We start from the raw sequence: 15,790 nt of genomic DNA, 5'->3' as shown, positions 1-15,790 counted from the left end.
AGGTTTGAGTGGATAAGTTACTTGAACAAATAAAAAAAGGGGTCGTTTGGCCATTCCCTGGCGGCGTTCACCCACCACAACAAAAATCACTCTCTAATAGTGCCAGTATTACTCGCTTGCCATTACCCGACAAACTCGTAGTTGCACTTAAACAACACATAGGTGCTAACGGTAAACTTATTGTTGAGAAAGGTCAGCACGTTTTAAAAGGCCAAGCTTTAACCATACCTAAAGCTAACTGGTCGGTGCCTATGCATGCGCCAACCTCAGGCACAATAGCCGACATAAAGTTAATGCCTTCGGCGCACCCTTCGGCCCTACCTGAACTTAGTGTAATAATTGAGCCCGATGGTAAAGATTTATGGTGCGAGCTTAACCCAATTAAAAACCCAGCAACGCTAAGCCACGATGAACTTGTTAATATTATTCATCAAGCGGGCATTAGTGGTATGGGAGGCGCTGGTTTTCCAACTTATGTTAAAGCCGATACTAAGCAACCTATCGAGTTTTTAATTATTAATGCGGTTGAGTGCGAACCTTATATAACAGCTGATGACATGCTAATGCGCGAGCATGCCAAGCAAATAGTGCAAGGTATTGAGCTAATGCAACAACTGCTCAATCCTACGTTATGCATTGTGGGTATAGAGGACAACAAGCCAGAAGCAATTGCTGCAATGATACAAGCAGCGGAGCATAATAGCTTAATATTGGTGCAAAAAGTGCCCACTATTTATCCCTCTGGTGGCGAAAAACAGCTTATTAAACTGCTTACTAATCGCGAAGTACCTAATAATGGCATTCCGGCAGATGTTGGTATACTGGTACATAACACCGGTACTTTATTTGCTATACAACAAGCTGTTTATGAAGGTAAACCCTTAATTGAGCGCGTAGTCACAGTAACGGGTAATACTATTCATAAACCCGGAAATGTATGGGCTTTATTAGGCAGCGAAATAAAGCACTTGCTCGATTGCCAAGGTTTTTCGCCTGTACCACAGCAACAAGTAATTATGGGCGGCCCAATGATGGGCTTTACCCTACCAACAATTCGTATTGGCGTGGTAAAAACCACTAACTGTATACTCGCGCCCGATCATAAAGAGCTTGCAGAGCCCGGCCCAGAAAAAGCCTGTATACGCTGTAGTGCCTGTGCGGATGCTTGCCCTGCTTCTTTATTACCTCAGCAATTACAATGGTTTGCTAAGTCAAAAGAATACGACAAACTACAAGAACACAATTTGTTTGACTGCATAGAATGCGGCGCGTGTGCCTACGTTTGCCCAAGTGAAATACCGCTAGTGCAGTACTACCGGGTAGCCAAGGTAGAAATAAAAGAGCAGCAGGCAGAAAAAATTAAAGCAGATCGTGCTAAAGAGCGTTTTGATGCGCGAAAAGAGCGCCTTGATCGCGAACAAGCTGAGCGACAAAATCGCCATAAACGTAAGCCTGCAGTTAAAACACCAGACGAAAAACAAAAAGTAGCCGATGCTTTAGCAAGAGTTAAAAGTAAATCAGCTAATAGCGATGAAAAATCAGCCGTAGCCGCTGCTATTGCCCGTGCTAAAGCTAAAAAGCAACAAGGCGATGCACTTGAACCTGATAATAGCGAAGTAGCAAAAGAACGCGCATTGCGTAAAGAACAAGCTCGACAATATAAAGAGCAAAAAGCACAAAGTGATGAGCCAGCAAGCCCTGATGATAAAAAATCAGCTGTAGCCGCAGCCATAGCTCGCGCTAAAGCTAAAAAGGCCGCACAACTAGCAAACGCTGAAAGTACAACTGACGATGCACCGCAAAACGAGGCCCCCGTTGATGACAAAAAAGCTGCTGTAGCCGCAGCCATTGCTCGCGCTAAAGCTAAAAAGGCCGCACAACTAGCAAACGCTGAAAGTACAACTGACGATGCGCTGCAAAACGAGGCCCCCGTTGATGACAAAAAAGCTGCTGTAGCCGCTGCCATAGCTCGCGCTAAAGCTAAAAAGGCCGCGCAATTAGCAGACGCTGAAAGTACAACTGCTGAAAGTACAACTGCTGAAAGTACAACTGACGATGCACCGCAAAACGAGGCCCCCGTTGATGACAAAAAAGCTGCTGTAGCCGCTGCCATTGCTCGCGCCAAAGCGAAAAAGGCCGCGAAAGCATTAGCCGATGCTGAAAGTACAACAGACGATGCACCGCAAAACGATGCACCCGTTGATGACAAAAAAGCTGCTGTAGCCGCAGCCATTGCTCGCGCCAAAGCGAAAAAGGCAGCGAAAGCATTAGCAGACGCTGACAATACAACAGACGATACACCACAAAACGATGCACCCGTTGATGACAAAAAAGCCGCTGTAGCCGCAGCCATTGCTCGCGCCAAAGCGAAAAAGGCCGCAAAAGCATTAGCCGATGCTGAAAGTACAACTGATGATGCGCAAGTAACGAGCGCTGTTGAGAATAACGACGCCGCATCTAGTACTAAAGCCGACGAGCCTAAAGCGAACGATGACAAGAAAAAAGCCGCAGTAGCTGCTGCTATTGCTCGAGCAAAAGCCAAAAAGTCTCAAAAAGAAGGAAATGATCAGTCGTGAAATTAACCATGGCCAGTTCGCCTCACAGCCATAGCCATAAATCGTTAACCCGATTAATGCTTTGCGTTATTGCTGCGTGTATTCCTGGGCTAATTGCTCAGATCATCTTTTTTGGTACAGGTGTGCTTATTCAGCTCATATTAGCGCTGATTGCTGTAAGTGTATTTGAAGCTGCAGTAATGCTACTTCGCAAACGCCCCGTTTGGCCTGCGTTAAGTGATGGCAGCGCGTGGCTTAGCGCAGTACTACTTGCATTGAGCATTCCGCCATTAGCCCCTTGGTGGATAGTTATTATTGGCTGTTTATTTGCCATCGTTATAGTTAAGCAGCTCTATGGTGGTTTAGGGTTTAATTTATTTAACCCTGCTATGGCCGCTTATGTATTATTATTAATTTCGTTTCCGGTACAAATGACCGCGTGGATGCCAATTACCGAGTTATTAAATACTCCGATTGGTTTTACCGAGCAGCTTAGGGTTGTTTTTACCGACTTTACTGCCACCGGTTTTAGTTTAGATCAAGTACGTGCAGGTATAGATGGCATTACTATGGCAACCCCACTGGACACTATTAAAACAGATATTGCCCATGGTTTAACCGTAACCGAAAGCATGCAAAAGCCGATATTTAATGAGTGGGCTGGACATGGATGGGTGTGGGTTAACTTAGGCTTTTTAGCCGGTGGTTTATACCTTTTAAAAGAAAAAATAATTAACTGGCATATCCCAGTAAGTTTTATTGCAAGCTTAGCGCTGTGCAGTGGCATAGGTTATATAGCAGCGCCCGGTACAGAGCCTGGCATAATATTTCATCTATTAAGTGGTGCCACTATGATGGCTGCATTTTTTATTGCTACCGATCCGGTGTCGGCTGCCACCACCAATAAAGGGCGCTTAATTTATGGCGCAGCTATTGGCTTATTAGTGTATTTAATTCGCACCTTTGGTGGCTTCCCTGATGCTGTTGCTTTTAGTGTATTACTGCTCAATATTGCTGTTCCCTTAATTGACTACTACACACAGCCGCGCACTTATGGCCACGGAGCAGCAAAATGATACTATCCTCTATGGCTAAAAACGGCGCTATTTTAACTGCTTTTGCATTAGTGACTACAGGGCTGGTTGCCTCTATTAATATGCTTACCGCCGATAAAATAGCAGAGCAAGAGCTATTGCACCTTACTTCACAATTACAAGAAGTGCTCGACCCGAGTACTTACGACAACGAGCTAACAACAGATTGCGTTATTATTTCAGATGAACGACTAGGCCCTTACGCTAATCAAATAGTTTACCGTGCCCGTAAAAACAATGAACCTGTAGCCCTTATTGTAAGGCACGTAACGCCAAGTGGTTACAGTGGTGATATTAACTTACTAACCGCGGTTTTAAGTGATGGTAGTATTGCCGGTGTGCGTACCACTAAGCACGAAGAAACTCCAGGCCTAGGCGATAAAGTAGAAGTTAAAAAATCACCGTGGATCACTAGCTTTAAAACGTTAACTGTACAAAGCAGTAGCGATGCACGTTGGGCGGTTAAAAAAGACGGTGGCCAGTTTGATCAATTTACCGGTGCAACTATTACACCTCGCGCTGTGGTTGGCTCGGTAAAAAATGCCGTATTATTTGCTCAAAGTGAATTTGATACTATTTTTGCAGCACCTAATGCCCAATGTGTAGAGGTAACTAAATGAGTGAATTAAAAACACTATATAAAGACGGTATGTGGGTCAACAACCCTGCCCTAGTACAGCTATTAGGCCTTTGCCCACTGCTTGCTGTTACGTCTACCATTACTAACGCACTTGGCTTAGGGCTGGCTACACTGCTTGTTTTAGTGGGTTCTAACATTAGTGTATCAATAGTGCGAAACTGGGTACCTAAAGATATTCGTATACCGGTATTTGTCATGATTATTGCCGGCTTTGTAACTATAGTGCAGCTATTAATGAACGCTTATACCTATGGGCTTTATCAGTCGTTAGGTATTTTTATTCCGTTAATTGTTACTAACTGCGCCATTATTGGTCGCGCTGAAGCATACGCGTCTAAAAACCCAGTTCACTTATCGGCGTTTGATGGGCTAATGATGGGTTTGGGCTTTATGATTGTGCTTGTTGTTTTAGGCGCAATGCGCGAGCTAATTGGGCAAGGCACTTTATTTGATGCCGCCGACTTGTTACTTGGCCCTTGGGCACAAAGCTTACGCATTGAAGTATTTAGCTTTGATAATCAATTTTTACTCGCAATTTTACCACCGGGTGCCTTTTTAGGTCTTGGGCTACTTATTGCCGCTAAAAATGTAATTGACGCACAAATAAAATCAAAGCAAATTGCACCGCCAGAGGCTGAAAAAGGCCCTCGTGCTCGTGTTACTAGCTTAACTTAATAGGAAAAGCGCACATTAATAAGGTGTGCGCTTAAGTAATATGAATAAAGAAAAACGCCACCAAATTCTTACTCGCTTACGCGACGATAACCCGCACCCAGAAACCGAGCTTGAATACTCAAGCCCGTTTGAGTTACTTGTTGCTGTTACGCTATCAGCGCAAGCAACCGATGTAGGCGTTAACAAAGCCACTCGAAAGTTGTTCCCTGTGGCTAACACACCACAAGCCATTTTAGATTTAGGCCACGATAAACTGCGAGATTATATAAAAACCATCGGCTTATTTAATTCTAAAGCGGCAAACGTTTACAAAATGTGCCAAATTTTGGTGGATGAACACAACAGCATAGTTCCCGAAAACCGAGAAGCCCTAGAAGCCCTACCAGGCGTTGGCCGTAAAACCGCTAATGTTGTACTCAATACAGCCTTTGGCTGGCCTGTAATCGCAGTAGACACGCATATATTTCGTGTTTCTAACCGTACTAAACTCGCCATGGGTAAAGATGTTGTAGCCGTTGAGCAAAAGCTTGAAAAAGTAGTGCCTAAAGAATTTAAGGTCGATGTACACCACTGGCTAATACTGCACGGGCGTTATACCTGTGTGGCGCGCAAACCTAAGTGTGGCAGTTGTATCATCGAAGATTTATGTGAGTTTAAAGAAAAGACCGAAGAATAAAAAGCAGCTAAATAGCTGCTTGATTTATTTACAGTGAGGAGCACTTTTGTCTAATTTTTTGGATTGCTTAGATGAATAAGTCTTACTTGATCTGTCAAATCCAACTAATAGGGCTCGATCAAATCTGACAGTCCCATATGCACCATTTCCGGGCCTTCAAGGCGTGAATCTGAAACTTTGTTGGGTGGCGCCTTCGGCTTAACCAACCTACCTTTTGACGTTGGTTTGAGCGCAGCGAAACCCAACGAAAAAAGGCAGTGCCAGTTAACATTAGCGTTATGTGTTATCGATTACCTAAAAAAGTACCGGATGTAGGTCGGATAAGCGAAGCGCCATCCGACACAGTAAAATATCTTGCCAATTATTATTATCAGCATTTTATATTGTCGGATGGCTGGAAAGTGCCATGAATGGACATTGAAGATTCTTAATGTGTGAAGTCAAGATTTGACCCCATTCGCTTGTATCGAAATTAGGATTTAAAAATCGATTAAGTTTTTCTAAAAGAATACCTTTTAAGGTGAAATCGTTACTCATATCTTCCCTAGAAAACGAACGCCCGCTTCAGCTGCGCCAAAGCCGGAGTGTTAATGTTTGAGCGCAGCGAGTAACACAAAACGCGGAGGTTTTGGCGTCAGACTGGAAGCGCTTGTTACACGTACATTACATGGTGACCCAATGGATTTCATTGAAGTTCTCACCTTCTTTATTTTGCCAAGAAAGCCTTACTTGATATTTCAGAGGGCTACCCATGTGTATTGCAGCAATTAGTTTAACTCGTGAGTTTGGCTTCATTTCAGGATGTGGAAACTTGTCTATAACGTCACTACAAAGAGGGCTATCTTCGCAATCAACTAACTCGAAGTTTACGTTATATGCACTACCTTGACCTGTGTTGGAGATATAGAAATTATATGATTTTCCTAGCTTGGTCAGTGTGACATTGAAGCTTGGCTTTTCCTTATTAGACTTTTCTTCGTTGAGAGAATCAATTTGTAATCGAGATAATTCTGCTGTAACTTTTTCCAGTTCAAGCTGTTCTTTGGCTATTTTTCTGGTTCTGACAAGAGAAACAGCTGAAACAACGACAGCTAAAATCGAGATAAATAAGCTTAGAATTTCATACTTGCTCATTTCAAGCGGCCTTTAAATGCTTTTTTAAGCATTTTTTCAATTTCTTTCTTTGCTTCAGGTATCACGGTTTCTTTTGCTTGCTCAACACCGACTTCTTTTAAGTCTGCAAGCATAATCTGAAATCCGCAACCATCACACTTTACGAAGTCATCATCTTGCACATTATCTGGTTGCTCAAATTCAGTATGGCCACATTCTGGACATTGGATTGATATATGTGTTGTTTTGATCATGATATGTACCTCGATATTCCCTGTACGTGTAACAATTTAATAGTGCGCTCATCGCTTATATTTCTGCCGACGCTACGCTCATTTTTCTACATAATGTAGTTTTAACAAATAACCTAAGGTATTACTATCACTAAGTTTTCTAAAACTTTTAGGTAGAGTTAAATGAAATAATATGCACGCGCCGCTCATTTTCTTCAATATATGCGCAAAGAGTAGTTTAACCAATTAACTAACTCTTATATTTCCCAGTCTGAATGACTGCTTCTCGCTCACAGCTGTAAGTCAGATATGAGCTACTTCAACTCAATAATTAATGCGCATTCCAGTATTACTTTTTGTTTTTTAAAGTAGGTGGCTGACTTTGGCACCTTTGATTTTTCATACCTTGTAAGTCAATTTAAATAAAATCTATTTATTCGTGATTTTGCGTAATTATTGGCGCATTTTCAAACTATTAATTTCACAAGTATCAATCCTTTGGTTATGCTACTAAACATTATGAAATTTTATTGCGAAAACGCCTATGTTACCTTTACTTCGTATCTTGTTAATTGAGCAAGACCCTATCATCTTGCAAGAGCTTTCAACGAATCTGTCGAAAACGATCCCTAACTTTGAGCGAAATGATGTTCATATCGACATAATTGAATGTCTTGATCTCAAGCAAGCGTTGGAATATGTAGAGGAAGATGGTGATATTCAAGCTGTGGTTCTCAGTTGGGATGTACACAACAAGGGCGAGAGAACATATAGTCGCTTTATCGAGCAGTTAAAAGGGATCCGTATCGAGTTGCCTGTGTATGTAATCGGCGACGACACTAAAGGGTTAGAAATAGTTAATGAGTCGGGGGAAATTGAGTCTTTCTTTTTTAAAGATGAGGTGATTTCTGACCCAGAAGCTATTTTAGGTTATATGATCAATGACTTCGATGATCGAGGAGAAACCCCATTCTGGACGGCATATCGCCGTTATGTTGGCGAAGCAAACGATTCATGGCACACACCTGGCCATAGCGGCGGTTCTAGCTTTAGAAACTCCCCTTATATCAAAGATTTTTATCAGTTTTATGGCCGTAATGTATTTGTTGGCGACCTGTCGGTTTCAGTCGATTCGTTAGGTTCATTGTCAGACAGTACCAATACCATTGGCCGTGCTCAAGAATCAGCAGCGGCGACGTTTGAAGTTAAGCATACCTATTTCGTTACGAACGGTTCATCTACCTCAAATAAAATCATTTTGCAGACACTGCTACGCAAGGGCGATAAAGTAATCATCGACCGAAACTGTCATAAATCTGTGCACTATGGCATATTGCAATCAGCTAGTTTTCCCATTTATTTATCGAGTATTTTAAATCCTAAATATGGGATCTTCGCACCACCTTCGTTGGCCGACATAAAGCAGGCGATCGAGCAAAATACCGATGCAAAATTGCTGGTTCTCACTGGTTGCACTTACGATGGCCTACTTAGCGATCTGAAACAAGTGGTAGCTTTTGCCCATCAACATGGTATTAAAGTGTTTATCGACGAAGCGTGGTTTGCTTACTCCCTTTTTCATCCCAGCTTACGCTATTATTCTGCCATTCATGCTGGGGCCGACTATATCACCCATTCTGCGCATAAAGTGGTATCGGCGTTTTCTCAAGCGTCTTATATTCATATTAACGATCCAGATTTTGATGCCGATTTCTTTCGAGAAATTTACAGTATTTACGCCAGCACATCGCCGAAGTATCAACTTATAGCGTCGCTTGACGTGTGCCAAAAGCAATTAGAAATGGAAGGCTATAAGCTGCTCAATGCCTTGCTAAAACATGTGGAAGAATTTAAACAACAAATGACCTCGCTCAACCATATTAAAGTGCTTGGTAAGCAAGACTTTATGGAAATATTTCCGCACTTTAGCGGAGACAATATGGGCCATGATCCACTAAAAATTCTCATCGATATTAGTCAATTGCCTTATTCGTTAAAAGATATTCATAAATTCTTGCTGGATGAAATTGGGCTAGAAATAGAAAAATACACTCACAGCACTATCTTGGTTTTACTGACGCTTGGAGGTACGCGTTCGAAGATCATTCGTCTGTACAATGCATTAAAAAAACTCGACAGCGGTAAGGTAAAACTGTCAACATCGACGCGTCGCTCCCGCTTGCCGGAAAATTTGCCTGCCATCAACCTAGCGTGTATTCCAAGCGATGCTTTTTATGGCGAGCGCGAATCTGTGCCTATTAGTAAAAGCAACAACCGCATTTGTGCCGGTTTAGTTACGCCATATCCACCGGGCATCCCACTGTTGGTTCCGGGGCAGCATATAACTGAAGATCATATAGAGTATCTGAAAGAGTTAGCGGGACAAGGATTGACGATTCAGGGAAGCTTCGATGGCGAGATCTATGTTCTTAAAGGCAAGGTTAAGAAGTAAGGCGTCTTTTGGTCATAGTCTTTTTACTGAGCAGCTGTGTCGCTAGGCATTGCTGCTGTATAAAGCGTTATTGAGTTAATTTTTGAATTACTATTTTAATGTTTAGCTGTATTTTATTTAACGAATAAATAGCTTAGCCATAGAAAACGGTGTTATTAGTATTAAAAGGCTCAACAGATCTGTTGAGCCTAACATACCGAGTAACTTACCTTAGCTTACTAACAAGCTATTTTTATGAGCTGTACCGATTTACACAATTTAAATCGTTAAAACATTGCTCTAGTCTTGCGGCCATATGCTGCTCTGTATGACGAAGCCATACGCGAGGATCATAGTATTTTTTATTAGGCTTGTCGTCCCCTTCTGGGTTACCAATTTGCCCTTGTAAATACGCTTGTTTGTCTTGGTAATAGTTTAAAATACCGTTCCAACACGCCCACTGCGTATCTGTATCGATATTCATTTTTACTACGCCGTATGTTAACGACTCTGCAATTTTATCGTACTCAGAGCCACTACCGCCATGAAACACAAAATTGATTGCGTTATGCTCTAAGCCAAATTGTTTTGCTACATAGGCCTGTGAGTCTTTTAATATAGTAGGAGTAAGCACAACATTACCCGGTTTATATACCCCATGAACATTGCCAAATGACGCCGCTATAATAAAGTTTGGACTAATACGACTTAAGCGCTCGTAAGCGTAAGCTACATCTTCTGGCTGGGTATAAAGCGCAGAGCTATCGAGATGTGAGTTATCCACCCCGTCTTCTTCACCACCGGTACATCCTAGTTCAATTTCTAGGGTCATGCCTATTTTTGCCATGCGCGCTAAGTAACGTTCACATATTTCAATATTTTCTTCTAAAGAGTCTTCTGAAAGATCGATCATGTGCGAACTAAAAAGCGGCTTGCCAGTAAGTGCAAAATGCTGCTCGCCTTCATTTAATAAACCATCAATCCACGGTAATAATTTTTTTGAAGCATGATCGGTATGCAGCATAACCGCTACACCATAATGCTTAGCAACAGAGTGAACATACTTAGCAGCACTAACCGCGCCAAGTACAGCCCCTTGGTGTTCAGGTAGCGACAAGCCCTTACCACAAAAAAACTGCGCTCCACCATTTGAAAGTTGAATGATAACCGGTGACTTCATTGTTTGCGCGGCTTCAAGAGTTGCATTTATAGACGAGGTACTAACAACGTTAACTGCAGGTAATGCATATTGATTTGTTCGGGCATGCTTATATACCGCACTTACTTCATCGCCAACTATAACGCCGGGTTGAATAGTTGTAGCTAAATAATTCATTATAGGTTCCTTACTGTTTTAAAGCTTTTATACAAGCATCTGTAATTGCTCGCCAGTTTTGTTGCTCTACTCACCCTTTTTAGCAACGCCTGTTACGGCAAAAACTAACAGAGCAAAAAATACAGCCGATAAAAAATCAATACCATCACACAAAGATGGCGGAAAATATTTTTTCTCATCAAAGCCGTATTTTAACGCCATAATATCACGGTATTAAAAACACCGGGCAATACTGGCACATTACAGTTAACAAGTTCGCTGAGTGATTTTGGTTACGTAGCAGTTGTACCTATTAAATCGGTACCCACTGCACATACTTGCTCTAGTATAGCTGTATTTATGACTGTACCTGTACCTACTTTACGCTTCGGCTGGTGTTTTTATTGCTTTTAATACCTCAACTAAGCTTGCGCCTTAGTAGAAACAGAGCAATTAGATTCTGCACGCTAAATAAATGCCATAGTGAAATTGTTTAAGAGGTTGTGCAACCTAGATGTATTGCAAATCTATATGAAAACCATAGAATGTGCATCAAGACTTACTACTGTTATATTTTCTGGCCTGCGCTGAATACACAATTATATTTTGAGTCTCAAATTGCAGTGTTTTACTCTGTGTATGGCCAAAGTAGCTGCTAAGCAAACATGCGATATATTATAAAAATGAGTTTTAGCTTACTTTTATAATAAGCGCTATTTTGCGCAGCCTTCGTCATGTTGTAACAGTATTTTTTAAATTTAAAGACAATCCAAGGGTGCTTAAATGCGTTTATTACACACTATGTTACGTGTTGCTGATTTAGAAAAATCAATCGAATTTTATACCAAAGTACTTGGGATGAAAGAGTTACGCCGTGCAGATAACGAAGAATATCGTTATACCTTAGCCTTTGTTGGTTACGGAGACGAAAAAGACAATACGGTATTAGAGCTAACCTATAACTGGGATCAAGACAGTTACGACTTAGGCAATGCTTATGGCCATATAGCCATTGAGTTTGACGATATTTACCAAACCTGCGCCGATATTAAAGCAGCCGGTGGCAATGTTAGTCGTGAACCTGGCCCGGTAAAAGGCGGCAGCACTGAAATTGCTTTTGTAAAAGACCCCGATGGCTATGCAATTGAGCTTATTCAGAAAAAAGAAGATATGAGTCGTTTTTAAATTTGTATCTAAACAAATATTTTTAAATTAAAAAGGTGCTTTTAGCACCTTTTTTTAGCGCAGTTGACTGTCTTTACTGCCTCGGCGATTAAAAGCCCCCTGCTGTTGCGCTCTTGCCTTCAATTGCTTGCTGGCATGCAACACAATAACGAACACCGGGTAACGCCAATCTACGTGCTTGAGGGATCGCAGCATCACATTCTTCGCACAACTCAGCACTTGAGCCTGAAGCCAAATTACTGCGAGCGTACTGAACAGCATCGTTAACACTTGCGTCTATTTGATCTTGAACTGCACCTTCTCGTGCCCATCCACTTGCCATATATAACCTCCTAATGAGTTGGACGTTTATACTTATAATAGCTATTAACAGCTTTATTGGCACTGAATAGAACAAAAAAGCCGCTTGTAGCGGCTTTTTGTTTTTAATCGATTAATTTTAACAGTTATAAACTGTAATCAATCACCTGCATGCCTAACTTTTCAAGCTCAGGGCGCAAGGTTTTGGCATCACCAACAACTAAATAAATCATCTCTTTAGTGTTTAAATGTTTTTTAGCTAAGGCGTTAACTTCTTCTTTGCTAATATTACTAACAATTTCATTTCTTTCTTTTACAAAGCTAGGTTTTAAATCAAACTCTAATATTTGTGCTAAAAAGCCAAGTTTTGCATTAGGTGTTTCGTATTTAAGCGCATCTTTTTGGTTAATAGCTTTGCGCATAAACATAAGCTCTTGGTCTGTTACACCATTTTGAGCGTAGTTATTAAGCTCGTTGGTAAACTCTGTAATAGACGCAGCAGTAGAATCTGCTCTCACCGCTGCAGAGGCTGTAAAGCCACCTGATGTTTTATCACCCCAAAAATGAGAGCGAGCACCATAAGTGTAGCCTTTATCTTCGCGTAAATTTAGATTGATACGGCTGTTAAACGTGCCACCCAATGCAAAGTTCATTAAGTTAGCTTTAAAAAACTCACCGGTAATATCTTCAACCATGCCACGCTTACCAATACGAATTTCTGATTGCGGTGCGCCAGGCTTATCAACTAAATAAATTACATTTGTTTGTACTTTTGGCTCAGCAAAATTTAAATCAACGCTTGAAGCTTTGCCCTGCCAGTTTGTAAAGGCAGCTTTAATTTTAGGTTCAATTGTTGATTCTTTTAAATCAGAAACAATAATAACTTGGGCACCCTGCGGTTTAAAGTTTGCATTATAAAAAGCTTTAACATCATCGAGCGTAATGGCTTCTATACTTTCAACAGTACCGCTACTTGGTAGTGAAGCTATGTTATTTCCGTATAGTAATTTGCTATACGTATTAGAGGCTAAATAACCTGCATCTTTCATTGAATGTTGGATGTTTTGAATGCTTTGCTTTTTATTACGCTCAAAGTCATCTGCATTAAATGCCGGTTTAAATAACTTTTCTTCTACAAGCTTTAATGTTGCATCTAGATTTTTAGTTAAGCTAGAAACATATACATTTGTATGTGTTTTATCAGCGTATATGCTTACTTGACTACCCAACTTTTCAAGCGCGTTACTCATTTGCTCTGTGGTGTAGTTTTGCGTAGCCTCACTCATTAGCGATGCAGTCATTGACGATAAACCCACTTTACTCGCTTGTTCATTATACAAGCCACCCGGAACTTTAATAAAAATAGCAGTCGTTGGCGTTTCGGTGCTTTGAGTACCTAATATTTTAATACCGTTTGCAGTATTAGCTTGCCAAAGTGCAGGAACATCCACAGCAGGATTTGCACCGGCCTCTGGATGAACACTTCGATCAAATGTATCAACTGCTCTTCGTGCCACTAAATCATCAGCTGAAGTGGTCGATGGCCCTCCAAAATCATGCGCTTTAGGAGTAAAGTTGTCTGGGGCAGCTATAAGTTGAGTCTGCCCTTCTGGCACAACACTCATAATAACGGCAGATTTACCTTTGATATATTGATTAAAAACACGCATAACATCAGCTTTTGTAACTTTGTTATAACGTGCAATCTCATCTTTAGCTGAGTTTGGGTTACCTGTAAACGTTTCTGACGCGGCAAGTTGAGAGACTTTTCCTGATACGCTTTGCAGACCAAAAATTGCACCCGATTCTATTTTAGCTTTTACTTTATCTAAATCATCTTGTGTAACACCACGCTCTTCAAATTCAACAAATGAATCACGAATAATTTTTTCCATATCAGCTAACGTTTTTCCTGCTGTAGGATTAGGTAAAGCATAAAGACTAATTGAGCATGCTAACTCTTGGCATGGATGGTTTGCACTTGCTTGAACTGCAAGCTGGTTTTTAACTAGGTTTTTGTATAGTAATGAATTGTTCCCCCCACCTAATATTTCTGCAAGTATATCCAGCGGTGCTTCATCTTCAGAGCGAGCGTAAGTCGTTGGAAAACTCATACTTAATAAAGGTAAGTGAACCTTATCTTCCATTGAAATATATCTATCAGCATTTAGTGTTACCGCTGTTTTTTCTACTTTAGGTATTGCAGGGCCTTTTGGAATTGGCGCAAAGTATTTAGTAACCAGTGGTAGTATTTCATTAGCGTTGATGTCGCCACCAATGGTAAGCGTTGCATTATTAGGGCCATACCACTTTAAAAAGAATGCTTTTAAGTCATTCACATTTACACGGTTAAGGTCATCCATAAAACCAATTACAGGCCAAGAATACGGATGCCCATCTGGATACATTGCTTGAGCAACACGCTCACCTAAACGACCATAAGGGCGATTATCAACGCGTTGGCCGCGCTCATTTTTTACTGTTTCGCGTTGTACTTCAAATTTTTCTTGGGTTACAGCATCTAGTAAAAAGCCCATTCGATCAGCTTCTAGCCACAACATTTTTTCTAATTGATTTACAGGTACGGTTTCAAAATAATTTGTTCTATCTGAGTTAGTTGTACCATTTAAAGTACCGCCTGCTTCAGATATTATTTTAAAATGTTCCTCATCAGCAACGTTTTCTGAGCCTTGAAACATCATATGCTCAAAAAAGTGAGCAAAGCCTGACTTACCCAACTCTTCGCGAGCAGAACCAACGTGGTATGTTACATCAACGTGTACTAAGGGATCTGAATGATCCTCATGCACAATTACAGTTAAACCGTTATCTAGTTTATATTTTTTATACGGTATGTTGATTTCACCTGCGTTTGATTTCACTGATTCAATAAGTGTAACGCCTGGGATTGATGCTTCTGTAATAATCTTTTTATCAACAGCTTGAGTTGAGCTATTACATGCAGCTAACCCTGATGCAAGTAAAACAGCAAGTGCGATTTTTGTGAGTTTCATTTTTTAGTCCATATTTAAATTAACTCAATGAGTTTAAAGACTAATTAAAAGTACAACAAGGAATATGAAACAATTGTAAGATTGGTTTTGTAACGAAGTGTAAATAGATAGATATAAAAATGAAGTGTGAAATGAGGGTATAAATTTGTAGTTTTATTCTTATAACACTGCACTAGCTTATTAAATAAATTAAGCGGCATTTACAAGATATAATTGTTCTTGATAACGTCATGAATAGAACGTCTGGTATCACACTGCTTTATACAATACTTAAAATAAGTAAGTGGCGTCCCCAAGGGGATTCGAACCCCTGTTACCGCCGTGAAAGGGCGGTGTCCTAGGCCTCTAGACGATGGGGACACATAAATGTGTCACTAGGACAACTGAATAGTTTAACTCGATTCAGACGAGCTTTTAATAACACTACCCTACTATAAATAGTAAGTGGCGTCCCCAAGGGGATTCGAACCCCTGTTACCGCCGTGAAAGGGCGGTGTCCTAGGCCTCTAGACGATGGGGACGCAGAAATTGGTTTGCAAATCATTGATTTGCTATTTCT

12 protein-coding genes, 2 tRNA genes and 1 pseudogene are annotated in these 15,790 nt (G+C 40.9%); 7 read left to right on the top strand and 8 right to left on the bottom strand.

All coding sequences use genetic code 11. From position 1 onward, the window contains the following. Positions 1-8: 8 nt before the first annotated feature. The 5 genes from rsxC to nth are packed head-to-tail and all read left to right on the top strand — an operon-like array spanning position 9 to position 5,640. On the top strand, positions 9-2,576 hold the full coding sequence (gene rsxC, locus H5079_RS00610; protein ID WP_182683229.1) for an electron transport complex subunit RsxC: 2,568 nt from the start codon (positions 9-11) through the stop codon (positions 2,574-2,576). Further along, positions 2,573-3,631, top strand: a complete 1,059-nt coding sequence (rsxD, locus tag H5079_RS00605) for an electron transport complex subunit RsxD (protein ID WP_041454387.1) — start codon at positions 2,573-2,575, stop codon at positions 3,629-3,631. The genes rsxC and rsxD overlap by 4 nt, the downstream gene beginning before the upstream one ends. Then, on the top strand, positions 3,628-4,269 hold the full coding sequence (gene rsxG, locus H5079_RS00600; RefSeq protein WP_182683228.1) for an electron transport complex subunit RsxG: 642 nt from the start codon (positions 3,628-3,630) through the stop codon (positions 4,267-4,269). Before rsxD ends, rsxG begins: the two co-directional genes overlap by 4 nt. Then, the gene (locus tag H5079_RS00595; protein ID WP_182683227.1) at positions 4,266-4,964 is read left to right on the top strand and encodes an electron transport complex subunit E; all 699 of its coding nucleotides are present in this window, start codon (positions 4,266-4,268) and stop codon (positions 4,962-4,964) included. Before rsxG ends, H5079_RS00595 begins: the two co-directional genes overlap by 4 nt. A gap of 40 nt (positions 4,965-5,004) precedes the next feature. Continuing rightward, positions 5,005-5,640 carry an endonuclease III gene (gene nth / locus H5079_RS00590; RefSeq protein ID WP_182683226.1) on the top strand — a complete coding sequence of 212 codons (636 nt, stop codon included), beginning with the start codon at positions 5,005-5,007 and terminating at the stop codon, positions 5,638-5,640. Positions 5,641-6,303: 663 nt separating this feature from the next. Here the strand turns inward: nth and H5079_RS00585 are convergent. Next, positions 6,304-6,774, bottom strand: a complete 471-nt coding sequence (locus tag H5079_RS00585) for a hypothetical protein (RefSeq protein WP_182683225.1) — start codon at positions 6,772-6,774, stop codon at positions 6,304-6,306. After that, the gene (locus H5079_RS00580; protein ID WP_182683224.1) at positions 6,771-7,007 is read right to left on the bottom strand and encodes a hypothetical protein; all 237 of its coding nucleotides are present in this window, start codon (positions 7,005-7,007) and stop codon (positions 6,771-6,773) included. The genes H5079_RS00585 and H5079_RS00580 overlap by 4 nt, the downstream gene beginning before the upstream one ends. Positions 7,008-7,530: 523 nt before the next feature. On the opposite strand from H5079_RS00580, the gene H5079_RS00575 reads away from it, so the two are divergent. After that, positions 7,531-9,438 (top strand): aminotransferase class V-fold PLP-dependent enzyme, encoded by a 1,908-nt coding sequence (locus H5079_RS00575; protein ID WP_182683223.1) that lies wholly within the window; start codon positions 7,531-7,533, stop codon positions 9,436-9,438. Between the two features lie 232 nt (positions 9,439-9,670). Here the strand turns inward: H5079_RS00575 and fbaA are convergent, their stop codons facing one another. Both fbaA and H5079_RS18350 read right to left on the bottom strand, forming a co-directional pair. Beyond that, positions 9,671-10,753, bottom strand: coding sequence for a class II fructose-bisphosphate aldolase (gene fbaA, locus H5079_RS00570; RefSeq protein WP_182683222.1), 1,083 nt, complete (start codon positions 10,751-10,753; stop codon positions 9,671-9,673). Between the two features lie 66 nt (positions 10,754-10,819). Beyond that, on the bottom strand, positions 10,820-10,954 hold the full coding sequence (locus H5079_RS18350) for a hypothetical protein (RefSeq protein ID WP_259398034.1): 135 nt from the start codon (positions 10,952-10,954) through the stop codon (positions 10,820-10,822). A 561-nt stretch (positions 10,955-11,515) separates the two neighbouring features. Between H5079_RS18350 and gloA the strand changes: the two genes are divergently transcribed. Continuing rightward, complete coding sequence (gene gloA / locus H5079_RS00565) at positions 11,516-11,917, top strand: lactoylglutathione lyase (protein ID WP_182683221.1); 402 nt, start codon at positions 11,516-11,518, stop codon at positions 11,915-11,917. Positions 11,918-11,971: 54 nt separating this feature from the next. On the opposite strand, the pseudogene H5079_RS00560 reads toward gloA, so the two are convergent. From H5079_RS00560 to H5079_RS00545, 4 genes and pseudogenes are all read right to left on the bottom strand, one after another. Then, a pseudogene (locus H5079_RS00560) lies at positions 11,972-12,239 on the bottom strand (DksA/TraR family C4-type zinc finger protein). Positions 12,240-12,363: 124 nt separating this feature from the next. Further along, complete coding sequence (locus H5079_RS00555; protein ID WP_182683220.1) at positions 12,364-15,231, bottom strand: pitrilysin family protein; 2,868 nt, start codon at positions 15,229-15,231, stop codon at positions 12,364-12,366. Between the two features lie 284 nt (positions 15,232-15,515). Beyond that, a tRNA-Glu gene (locus H5079_RS00550) sits at positions 15,516-15,591 on the bottom strand. 85 nt (positions 15,592-15,676) lie between these two features. Further along, positions 15,677-15,752: transfer RNA gene (locus tag H5079_RS00545), tRNA-Glu, on the bottom strand. Between the last annotated feature and the right edge of the window lie 38 nt (positions 15,753-15,790).

This window comes from Pseudoalteromonas sp. SG44-5 (genome assembly GCF_014164175.1).
GTDB lineage: Bacteria > Pseudomonadota > Gammaproteobacteria > Enterobacterales > Alteromonadaceae > Pseudoalteromonas > Pseudoalteromonas nigrifaciens.
Note: the sequence above shows the minus strand (reverse complement) of the source record. Positions and strands in the feature narration are given on the sequence as shown.

Excerpts from the sequence above, each read along its gene's own strand:
- H5079_RS00575 (WP_182683223.1), top strand. The coding sequence starts at position 7,531 with ATGTTACCTTTACTTCGTATCTTGTTAATTGAGCAAGACCCTATCATC.
- H5079_RS00595 (WP_182683227.1), top strand. The coding sequence starts at position 4,266 with ATGAGTGAATTAAAAACACTATATAAAGACGGTATGTGGGTCAACAAC.
- fbaA (WP_182683222.1), bottom strand. The coding sequence starts at position 10,753 with ATGAATTATTTAGCTACAACTATTCAACCCGGCGTTATAGTTGGCGAT.
- rsxG (WP_182683228.1), top strand. The coding sequence starts at position 3,628 with ATGATACTATCCTCTATGGCTAAAAACGGCGCTATTTTAACTGCTTTT.
- H5079_RS18350 (WP_259398034.1), bottom strand. The coding sequence starts at position 10,954 with ATGGCGTTAAAATACGGCTTTGATGAGAAAAAATATTTTCCGCCATCT.
- H5079_RS00585 (WP_182683225.1), bottom strand. The coding sequence starts at position 6,774 with ATGAGCAAGTATGAAATTCTAAGCTTATTTATCTCGATTTTAGCTGTC.
- H5079_RS00555 (WP_182683220.1), bottom strand. The coding sequence starts at position 15,231 with ATGAAACTCACAAAAATCGCACTTGCTGTTTTACTTGCATCAGGGTTA.
- nth (WP_182683226.1), top strand. The coding sequence starts at position 5,005 with ATGAATAAAGAAAAACGCCACCAAATTCTTACTCGCTTACGCGACGAT.
- gloA (WP_182683221.1), top strand. The coding sequence starts at position 11,516 with ATGCGTTTATTACACACTATGTTACGTGTTGCTGATTTAGAAAAATCA.
- H5079_RS00580 (WP_182683224.1), bottom strand. The coding sequence starts at position 7,007 with ATGATCAAAACAACACATATATCAATCCAATGTCCAGAATGTGGCCAT.